Source organism: Enterobacter cloacae complex sp. ECNIH7 (assembly GCF_002208095.1).
Classification (GTDB): domain Bacteria; phylum Pseudomonadota; class Gammaproteobacteria; order Enterobacterales; family Enterobacteriaceae; genus Enterobacter; species Enterobacter cloacae_M.
Genome location: NZ_CP017990.1, coordinates 817,483 through 828,023, shown reverse-complemented (window position 1 = coordinate 828,023; position 10,541 = coordinate 817,483). Strand labels below are relative to the sequence as shown.

The 10,541-nt window shown below is 52.7% G+C and carries 10 protein-coding genes; 3 read left to right on the top strand and 7 right to left on the bottom strand.

What is annotated here, in order from left to right; translation table 11 throughout:
* The 7 genes from ftsL to leuO all read right to left on the bottom strand — a co-directional run bounded on the left by ftsL (position 1) and on the right by leuO (position 7,094).
* Positions 1-366, bottom strand: coding sequence for a cell division protein FtsL (ftsL, locus tag WM95_RS03985; protein ID WP_008501989.1), 366 nt, complete (start codon positions 364-366; stop codon positions 1-3).
* Positions 363-1,304 (bottom strand): 16S rRNA (cytosine(1402)-N(4))-methyltransferase RsmH, encoded by a 942-nt coding sequence (rsmH, locus tag WM95_RS03980; protein WP_021240527.1) that lies wholly within the window; start codon positions 1,302-1,304, stop codon positions 363-365. Before rsmH ends, ftsL begins: the two co-directional genes overlap by 4 nt.
* A gap of 2 nt (positions 1,305-1,306) precedes the next feature.
* The gene (gene mraZ / locus WM95_RS03975) at positions 1,307-1,765 is read right to left on the bottom strand and encodes a division/cell wall cluster transcriptional repressor MraZ (RefSeq protein ID WP_021240528.1); all 459 of its coding nucleotides are present in this window, start codon (positions 1,763-1,765) and stop codon (positions 1,307-1,309) included.
* 599 nt (positions 1,766-2,364) lie between these two features.
* Positions 2,365-3,372, bottom strand: a complete 1,008-nt coding sequence (gene cra / locus WM95_RS03970; RefSeq protein ID WP_008501993.1) for a catabolite repressor/activator — start codon at positions 3,370-3,372, stop codon at positions 2,365-2,367.
* Between the two features lie 179 nt (positions 3,373-3,551).
* Positions 3,552-4,043 (bottom strand): acetolactate synthase small subunit, encoded by a 492-nt coding sequence (gene ilvN / locus WM95_RS03965; RefSeq protein WP_023310389.1) that lies wholly within the window; start codon positions 4,041-4,043, stop codon positions 3,552-3,554.
* 1 nt (position 4,044) lies between these two features.
* A complete protein-coding gene (gene ilvI, locus WM95_RS03960; protein ID WP_059445794.1) occupies positions 4,045-5,769 on the bottom strand; it encodes an acetolactate synthase 3 large subunit in 1,725 nt (574 codons plus the stop codon).
* Between the two features lie 380 nt (positions 5,770-6,149).
* Positions 6,150-7,094: a transcriptional regulator LeuO gene (gene leuO, locus WM95_RS03955; protein ID WP_029741223.1), complete on the bottom strand. Its 945-nt coding sequence runs from the start codon at positions 7,092-7,094 to the stop codon at positions 6,150-6,152.
* Between the two features lie 606 nt (positions 7,095-7,700).
* Between leuO and leuL the strand changes: the two genes are divergently transcribed.
* The 3 genes from leuL (at position 7,701) to leuB (ending at position 10,541) form a co-directional block, all read left to right on the top strand.
* Entirely contained in the window at positions 7,701-7,787 is an 87-nt protein-coding gene (leuL, locus tag WM95_RS27810; protein ID WP_071786497.1) for a leu operon leader peptide, read from the top strand.
* A 91-nt stretch (positions 7,788-7,878) separates the two neighbouring features.
* Entirely contained in the window at positions 7,879-9,450 is a 1,572-nt protein-coding gene (gene leuA / locus WM95_RS03950; protein ID WP_029741222.1) for a 2-isopropylmalate synthase, read from the top strand.
* Positions 9,450-10,541, top strand: coding sequence for a 3-isopropylmalate dehydrogenase (leuB, locus tag WM95_RS03945; RefSeq protein WP_023310385.1), 1,092 nt, complete (start codon positions 9,450-9,452; stop codon positions 10,539-10,541). The genes leuA and leuB overlap by 1 nt, the downstream gene beginning before the upstream one ends.

The window sequence follows — 10,541 nt, the reverse complement described above, 5'->3', positions numbered from 1 at the left end:
TTATTTTTGTACTACGATATTTTCCTGCGAAGGATCAACATGCTGCAGTTGCAGCTTTTCCGTTGCGATCCGTTCAACCCGGCTGTGATCGCCGAGCGCGTTTTCTTCAAGGATCAGATTTCGCCATTCAATATCCAGCGCATCGCGTTCCAGTACCATCTGCTCGCGTTGCGCAGTCAATAAACGTGTATGGTGGGCGGTGGTCACCACCGTAACTGCCGTGACAATGATGCAAATGAACAGACAGAGTGGCAGTTTCCCAAACCGCAAAAGATCGTCGCCGATCACGCCAGGCAAGGCATGGCGCTCGTTGCTTCCTAACGAATCCTTAACTTTGCTTAGGGTCTCTGTCACTCTGCCGATCATGCGTTCGTCCTCTCTGCAACACGCAGCACTGAACTACGGGCGCGTGGATTCTCTGCCACTTCTTCTTCGCCCGGCATCAACTTGCCTAATGCTCGCAACTGACGGCCACCCAGCTTCCTGAGTTGTTCTTCCGTCATCGGCAGCCCCGCTGGCACCTGTGGACCGCGGCTTTGTTCACGCATAAAGCGTTTCACAATACGGTCTTCCAGCGAATGGAAGCTGATGATGGATAACCGCCCACCCGGGGCCAGCACGTCGAGCGAGCTTTTTAGCGCCAGCTCTATTTCCTCCAGTTCACTGTTTACCCAGATGCGAACCGCCTGGAAGGTACGGGTCGCGGGATGTTTGTGCTTATCCTTCACCGGTGTCGCCGCCGCGATCACCTCAGCCAACTCTTTGGTGCGGGTCATTGGCTCAATGCGATTGCGCTCAACGATGGCGCGCGCAATACGTTTGCCAAAGCGCTCTTCGCCAAACGTTTTGATGACCCATGCAATGTCTGCTTCGTCAGCGGTCTGTAACCACTCGGCGGCAGACTGGCCGCGAGTCGGGTCCATACGCATGTCCAGCGGACCATCGCGCATAAAGGAGAAACCGCGTTCAGCATCATCAAGTTGGGGTGAAGAGACGCCAAGATCGAGAAGAATCCCGTCGATCTTGCCCGTCAGGCCGCGCTCAGCCACATAGTCCGCGAGCGCAGAAAAAGGTCCATGCACGATGGAAAAGCGTGGGTCATTGATAGTCTGTGCAACGGCAATTGCCTGCGGATCGCGATCGATTGCCAGCAGACGCCCCTCCTCACCCAGTTGGGAGAGGATCAAACGCGAGTGACCACCGCGACCAAAAGTGCCATCAATGTAGATGCCATCCGGACGAATATTCAGGCCGTTAACGGCCTCGTCCAGTAACACCGTTTTATGTTTATAATTTTCCATCATATTTATAGAGACAAGTCCTGCAGCCGTTCCGATAATGTCGCGGAATCAGACTGCTCAGCGTCGATATCTTCCTTGACCTGTTGATACCAGGTCGTTTCATCCCACAGTTCAAATTTGTTGAACTGCCCGACCAGCATCACTTCTTTGGTCAGACCGGCATGTTGCCGTAACACAGGCGCGATCAGTAATCGCCCTGCGTTATCCATCTGACATTCACTGGCATGTCCCAATAACAACCGCTGCACGCGGCGTTCCTGCGGGTTCATGCTCGACAGTCGCGACAGCTTTTGCTCAATAATTTCCCATTCAGGCAGGGGGTAAAGCAGCAGGCAGGGGGAGTTAATGTCAATGGTGCAAACCATTTGACCCGCAGCGTTCTCAATCAGCTGGTCGCGGTATCGGGTTGGTACCGATAAACGCCCCTTGCTGTCGAGATTGACTAACGTAGCTCCACGGAACATGCCAGTCTCACCCCTCCTCACCACTTTAACCCACAAATTCCCACCTAAAGGAGTTTACGGAGCGAGGGAAAAGCTTGTCAAGCCAGGACTCTCGGCATAAGGACTCGAAAGCCCTCTATTTACAGAGATAAACAGTCCTGGTTAATAACTGCACAACTGGCGAGGCAAAATTAACGTTATGAATATTTGTAAGAAAAAAACCGAATATGCACACTAGCGTTAAGGCTCACTCAATATCATCGCAGATAAATATAAAGTGTCAGTTTGCGACGCGGGCAGCATTTTATGACAGATTCCCAGGGGATGACAGCGCCAGATTCACTCGGGCACCCGGTAAGCGCGGCGGTTGCCACGTAAGCTGGCAAAGGAGGAGGAAAAACGTCTGAATATTCATCGGCCGAAGAGGGTTTGTAACAAATTAATACAAAGATGGCTGTTTAAAATCGCCCGGACGTTCTTTAAAGGGCCAATTTAAAAGCAGGAATGAATTAAGAAAATAGGCGATTAGGATTTCTCAAGAATTATCCTAATTTCTCTCCGGGAATTATGCGCACGAATTATCGCAACAAAATGGGGCAGATTTCGCCGCCCCAGTCATTTCATTTTTGGCGGCTTAAAATTCCGCGATGGTAGAGATTACGTTTGATCCGCGTCAGGCCCGGCTTCGGTTTGCGCGGCTCATCCAGGCTTGCCAGCACAATCTCCAGCACGCGTTCAGCCACATCGCGGTGACGCTGTGCTACCGCCAGCACCGGGCACTGAAGGAAGTCGAGCAGCTCGTTATCCCCGAACGTGGCAATCGCCAGATCGGAGGGCAGTTTACCTTCACGCCGTAATGTTACATCCATGACACCCTGCAACAGCGCAAACGAGGTGGTGAACAGCGCCTGAGGCATTGGGTGCGTTTCCAGCCATTTTTCGAACAGCTGCGCCGCGGCTTCACGCTCGTAGCTATTGGCATAGAGGTAGTGGACCTCGCGCGGATCGTCTTTCCAGGCGGTTCTGAATCCCTGCTCGCGCAGGAAGCTCACGGAAAGCTCGGGCAACGCGCCAAGATACAGCACTGTCTCTGCGGGGAACGTTCTCAGCTCTGCGGCCAGCATTTCTGCATCATCCTGATCCGCACCCACGACGCTGGTGAAATGCTCGCGATCGAGCGCGCGATCCAGCGCAACGATTGGGAACGGGTCGTTCGCCCAGCGCTGGTAGAACGGATGCTCTGGCGGCAAGGAGGTCGACACGATGATTGCATCCACCTGGCGCTGGAGCAGATGCTCAATGCAGCGCATCTCGTTGTCGGGCTGGTCTTCCGAGCAGGCAATCAGCAACTGATAGCCGCGCTGGCGCGCCTGACGTTCAAGATAGTTGGCGATACGGGTATAGCTGGTGTTTTCCAGGTCAGGGATCACCAGACCAATAGAGCGGGTACGCCCGGCACGCAGACCGGCTGCGACAGCATTCGGATGGTAGTTATGCTCACGAACCACCGCCATAACTTTTTCAACGGTCTTGTCGCTGACACGGTACTGCTTTGCTTTACCGTTAATCACATAGCTGGCCGTTGTTCGTGACACGCCGGCTAGCCGGGCGATTTCATCCAGTTTCACAATTGCCCCTTAAAAAAAGAAAAGAGTCCATGGCCCTGTCAAGGTTATGGTTAAATCTTTTAACATCTAAACGCAGAAAAGCCTTCGCGGCAACCGCTTTTATCTGCGTTGTCGGCTGATTACGCAAAAAAAAGCCCGGCTTTGGTGACCGGGCAGAAAGAGGCGAACCTTTTTGACAACTAACGCATGATTTTCTCGCCGCGTGACAGACCCACAACCCCCGATCTCGCGACCTCGACAATTTTTGCGACATCCCGCACGGACGCCAGGAAAGCATCCAGCTTGTCGCTTGTCCCGACCAGCTGAACTGTATAAAGAGAAGGCGTGACGTCGATAATCTGGCCGCGGAAAATATCCGCATTGCGTTTGACTTCATCACGCCCGTAGCCGCTGGCCTGGATTTTCACCAGCATGACCTCACGTTCAACGTAGGCACCCTGCCCCAGCTCGCTCACGCGCAGTACGTCGACCAGCTTATGCAGCTGTTTTTCAATTTGCTCAAGTACTTTGGCATCGCCGACGGTTTGGATCGTCATGCGCGACAGCGTCGGGTCTTCCGTCGGGGCAACGGTCAGGCTTTCAATGTTATAGCCGCGCTGCGCAAAAAGGCCAATGACGCGCGACAGTGCGCCAGACTCGTTTTCCAGTAAAACAGATAATATCCGGCGCATATCAGGTTCTCTCCGTTTTGCTTAACCACATTTCATCCATACCACCACCACGAATATGCATCGGATAAACGTGCTCGGTTCCATCAACAATTACATCCATAAAGACGAGGCGGTTGTTTTTAACGTGCTCAAGCGCCTGTGCGAGCTTCGTTTCCAGCTCGGCCGGATCGGTCACCCGCATGCCTACGTGGCCATATGCTTCAGCAAGACGAACAAAATCCGGCAGCGATTTCATGTAGGACTGGGAGTGGCGGCCAGAGTAGATCATATCCTGCCACTGCTTGACCATACCGAGATACCCGTTATTCAGGTTCAGCACCAGTACCGGCAGTTCATACTGCAGCGCGGTAGACAGCTCCTGAATGTTCATCTGAATACTGCCGTCCCCCGTCACGCAGACGACGGTTTCATTCGGCAGCGCCAGCTTCACGCCCAGCGCGGCAGGCAGACCAAAGCCCATGGTTCCTAAACCACCGGAGTTGATCCAGTGTCGCGGTTTATCAAACGGGTAATACAGGGCGGCAAACATCTGATGCTGCCCCACGTCTGAGGTCACGTACGCTTCACCTTTCGTCAGTCGCCACACCGCTTCGATGACCGCCTGCGGCTTAATGTTTTCGCTTTGCGTGTCATATTTCAGGCACTGACGGGCGCGCCACTGTTCAATCTGCTGCCACCAGTCGCGGATCTCATCCAGCGGCTGGCTCGCTTTCTCTTGGGCCAGCAGATCCAGCATCTGTTCAAGAACCTGACGGGCATCACCGACGATCGGCACATCAGCGGACACCGTTTTTGAAATGGACGTCGGGTCGATATCAATGTGCAGCACAGTGGCGTTCGGACAATACTTCGCCAGGTTGTTGGTGGTGCGATCGTCAAAGCGCACGCCGACGGCAAAGATCACATCGGAATGATGCATTGTCATGTTGGCTTCATAGGTACCGTGCATACCCAGCATCCCCAGCGCCTGACGATGGGTGGCAGGGAACGCCCCCAGCCCCATCAGCGACGACGCAACGGGAAGGTTAAGCTTTTCAATCAGTTCACGAAGCTGGGCTTCACAGGCAGAGTTGATCGCCCCGCCACCGACATAGACCACCGGTTTTTTGGCGGCCAGAAGCGTTTGCAACGCTCGCTTGATCTGACCTTTATGCCCCTGCGTTGTGGGGTTATAAGAGCGCATGCTGACCGATTCCGGCCAGACATAAGGCAGCTTGTTTGCCGGGTTGAGAATATCTTTAGGCAGATCGACCACCACCGGTCCCGGGCGTCCGCTCGCCGCCAGCCAGAAGGCTTTTTTCAGTATGCCGGGAATGTCTTCTGTTTGCTTGACCAGAAAGCTGTGCTTCACAACGGGACGCGAAATCCCGACCATGTCGCACTCCTGAAACGCATCGTAGCCAATCAGTGAGGTTGCCACCTGCCCGGAGAGGATCACCAGCGGAATGGAGTCCATATAGGCCGTCGCAATGCCGGTAATGGCGTTTGTCGCGCCGGGGCCGGACGTGACTAATACCACGCCCACTTCACCCGTCGCACGTGCCAGGCCGTCAGCCATGTGTACCGCCGCCTGCTCGTGACGTACCAGAACATGGTCAATGCCCCCAACCGTATGCAGCGCATCATAAATATCGAGGACCGCACCGCCAGGGTAGCCGAACACTTGCTTTACGCCCTGATCGATCAGCGACCGAACGACCATTTCCGCGCCAGACAACATCTCCATGCTTTGCCTCCAGGCATTTTGTTATAGACGGACTGCCGAATTCATTTCCGCACCGTCTTACGATTGGGATAAACCAATCTTATATTTTGCAGAGTGTTCTTTACCTTAACCGCTCGTTATGAGGCAGGCAATTAGCAAACCCGGTGAGATAAACGCTGCGTAAAGCAGAAAAAGCAGCCGTTATCAGAAGATATGGTTAATTCCTCTGGGAATAGAGGATGGGGTGATAAATCATCGCTGAAAACCGCGACAATGCAGGAAATCATCTATTTTTGCGCGCCGGAGAGCAGTCAGAAAAAAAGATTCACAGAACAAAATAGCAAGCATCCAGAAAAACTCAGGATAAATCACATAAACCAATGCGATTTATCCTGATGCGTTTACCGGCGGCAGATGCCAACCAGCAACTCTTCCATCCACTGATGTCCTTTATCCCGGCCCGCCGCTTCATGCCAGGAAAGATAACAGGTACGGCTATTTAGCTTGAGCGGCAGAGGCAAAATTTGCAGATTTAAAGGGTCAGAAAACTCTTCTGCCAGCCAGCGCGGCGCAATTGCCACCAACTGTGTCTGGGAAACCACGTTTAATACGCTGACCATGGCCATGCCCTGATAAGCCACGCTCGCCTGTTTATCCGCAGTGTCATACCACGGCAGGCTAAAGGAAGCATATCTGTCGAGCGCAACAACGGCGTGCTGCTCGTTATAAACATCGTTTTCTCGCAGCGGAGAATTCAGGCGCGGGTGTTTTTTACTGGCGACCAGAACCATTTCATCTTTAAACAGCGGCACGCAGGAAAATTCCGGACGACGGAACTCTTCATATCCCAGAACGAATTCGATCTCCTGATAGCGTAACTGATGTTCCGTGTTTTGATTCAGAGATGATTTAAAAACAAGATGGATATTTGGTGCGATCTCTTCAACTTTATTATAGATAATTGACGTTAAATAATTATCTAATGGGCTGCAGACACAAAGATGAAATACGCGCTCGCTGCTTAAAGGTTCAAAGCCCGATCCCGGCAGCTCATTTTGGACCAGTTGCAACGCCTGGCGGATGGAGCCGAACAGCTGGAATGCGCGTGCCGTAGGCTGGATCCCCCTCCCGTAGCGAACAAATAATTCGTCGTTAAACATGAGCTTAAGTCTGGCGACGGCATTACTCACCGCAGGTTGTGACATCCCCAACGCTTGAGCCGCGCGGGTGATATTCTGTTCCTGCATAACCGCATCAAACACCGTCAGAAGATTCAGATCCACCGTGCGTAACTGCGGTTTAATCCCATCAGTAGCTTGAGACTGTTTAATATTATTTTCTGGCACTTCTGACTCCACTGTCACGCTACACTCCTTTGCCAACGTACTGTAATAATCTCGAAAAATATGATTTATCATGCTAATACGATCAGCGAAAGAGAATTATTTAAAATTCGGAATATATAAAGACTCTATACTAACGAAAATTAATGAGCAAAAAAGATATGTTTGACTTTAGGATCTGAATGAAACCATAAACCAAACAAATATACAATTGCCATCAGGTTAATGATGACTTAAGCATTATTAAACTGTTATTGCTATCTCCCTACAGTTAGTTAACAACCTGTTATCTCTGTTCGTTTTTTAGCACTCAGAAATAGATTCACTGCATTTATAACTTAATGATATCCAAACTCTTTAAGCACAAAGCATCCTCTTCAAAACATTTCACTCATTTTTAAACAATTATATTCATTTGTTTCTGCAACTCTTTTCTTAAGTCCAAAATTAGACAATTAGTCTGGCAGGGAAAGCTAAAACCAGCACAATTAGCTAAAGTGAATATCCTGTTGATTCCGTCTGTCGGGCCCGTTTTCATCCTCAGGGGTTGACATGAACAGCCGTATCCAGTACCACTAAAAGCATATTGAATTTAACGGAGCACGATTCATGACACGCACCATTCGTTTCACCGGTCTACTACTACTAAACGCATCCACTGTGCGCGGTAGACTGGCGGGCGAAATTCAGCGTTGAATCGTCACCAGTAAGACTAAAAACCCGCGCCACTGCGCGGGTTTTTTTATGCTCGTAGCAAGGCGCCCTAAGACTGACAAGGACCTAACCCATGAGCCAGCAAGTCATTATTTTCGATACTACTTTACGTGACGGTGAACAGGCATTACAGGCAAGCCTGAGTGTAAAAGAGAAACTGCAGATCGCGCTGGCTCTCGAACGTATGGGTGTCGACGTGATGGAGGTCGGTTTCCCTGTCTCTTCCCCGGGTGATTTCGAATCCGTACAGACCATCGCGCGCACCATTAAAAACAGCCGCGTTTGTGCCCTGGCGCGCTGCGTAGAGAAAGACATCGACGTCGCCGCCGAGTCGCTGAAGGTCGCCGAAGCGTTCCGTATCCACACCTTTATTGCCACCTCGCCTATGCACATCGCAACCAAGCTGCGCAGCACGCTGGATGAGGTGATTGAGCGTGCGGTTTACATGGTTAAGCGCGCACGCAACTATACCGATGACGTTGAATTCTCCTGTGAAGATGCGGGCCGTACGCCAATCGAAGACCTGGCACGCGTTGTGGAAGCCGCCATCAACGCGGGTGCGAAAACCATCAACATCCCGGACACCGTCGGCTACACCATGCCGTTTGAGTTCTCCAACATCATCACCGGCCTGTATGACCGCGTGCCGAATATTGATAAAGCAATTATCTCCGTCCACACCCACGATGATTTGGGTCTGGCCGTGGGCAATGCCATCGCCGCGGTACACGCCGGCGCGCGTCAGGTAGAAGGCGCGATGAACGGCATCGGCGAACGCGCGGGCAACTGTTCGCTGGAAGAGGTGATCATGGCGATCAAAGTGCGCAAAGACATTATGGACGTGCACACCCGCATCAATCACAACGAAATCTGGCGCACCAGCCAGACCGTCAGCCAGATTTGCAACATGCCGATTCCGGCTAACAAAGCGATTGTCGGCACCGGTGCCTTCGCGCACTCATCCGGTATTCACCAGGATGGCGTGCTGAAGAATCGTGAAAACTACGAAATCATGACTCCGGAATCCATTGGCCTGAATCAGGTACAGCTGAACCTGACCTCCCGCTCCGGTCGCGCCGCGGTTAAACACCGTATGGAAGAGATGGGTTATAAGGACAGCGATTACAACATGGATCAGCTGTACGACGCGTTCCTGAAGCTGGCCGACAAAAAAGGTCAGGTGTTCGACTATGACCTGGAAGCGCTGGCCTTTATTAACAAGCAGCAGGAAGAGCCGGAGCACTTCCGTCTGGATTACTTCAACGTGCAGTCCGGCTCCAGCGACATCGCAACCGCCTCGGTCAAACTGGCCTGCGGGGATGAAATTAAAGCAGAGGCCGCTAACGGTAACGGCCCTGTCGATGCCATCTACCAGGCGATTAATCGCGTCACCGAGTACGACGTTGAGCTGGTGAAATATGACCTGACGGCCAAGGGCCACGGCAAAGATGCACTGGGTCAGGTCGACATTGTTGTTACCCACAATGGCCGCCGCTTCCACGGCGTGGGCCTGGCGACCGATATCGTTGAATCCTCCGCGAAAGCGATGGTGCATGTTCTGAACAACATCTGGCGCGCCGCCGAAGTCGAAAAAGAGTTGCAACGCAAAGCTCAGAATAAAGAGAACAACAAGGAAACCGTGTAATGTCGAAGAATTACCATATTGCCGTGTTGCCGGGCGACGGTATTGGTCCGGAAGTGATGGCACAGGCGCTGAAAGTACTGGAAGCCGTTCGCGCGCGTTTTGCGATGAAAATCACCACCAGCCACTATGACGTGGGCGGTATTGCGATTGATAACCACGGCACGCCGCTGCCAAAAGCGACCGTAGAAGGCTGCGAAAATGCCGATGCCGTGCTGTTTGGTTCCGTCGGTGGTCCGAAATGGGAACACCTGCCGCCGGCAGAGCAGCCAGAGCGCGGCGCGCTGCTGCCGCTGCGTAAACATTTCAAGCTGTTCAGCAACCTGCGTCCGGCGAAGCTGTATCAGGGTCTGGAAGAGTTCTGCCCGCTGCGCGCGGATATCGCCGCCAACGGTTTCGACATTCTGTGCGTGCGTGAACTGACCGGCGGGATCTACTTCGGTCAGCCAAAAGGCCGCGAAGGCAGCGGACAACACGAGAAAGCGTTCGACACCGAGGTGTATCACCGTTTCGAAATCGAACGTATCGCCCATATCGCGTTCGAGTCGGCGCGCAAACGCCGCCATAAAGTAACCTCCATTGATAAAGCGAACGTGCTGCAGTCCTCCATTTTGTGGCGCGAGATCGTCAGTGAAGTCGCTAAGCAGTACCCGGACGTCGCGCTGTCGCACATGTACATCGACAATGCGACCATGCAGCTGATTAAAGATCCGTCCCAGTTTGACGTGCTGCTGTGCTCCAACCTGTTCGGCGATATTCTCTCTGACGAGTGCGCAATGATCACCGGCTCGATGGGCATGCTGCCCTCCGCAAGCCTGAATGAAGAAGGCTTTGGCCTGTACGAGCCTGCGGGCGGCTCCGCGCCGGATATTGCAGGCAAAAACATTGCCAACCCTATTGCGCAGATCCTCTCCCTGGCCCTGCTGCTGCGCTACAGCCTGGATGCAGGCGATGCAGCAACCGCAATTGAAAACGCCATTAACCGGGCGTTAGAAGAAGGCGTCCGTACCGGCGATTTAGCACGCGGCACGGCGGCAGTCAGTACCGATGAAATGGGCGACATCATTGCCCGCTATGTCGCTGAAGGGGTGTAA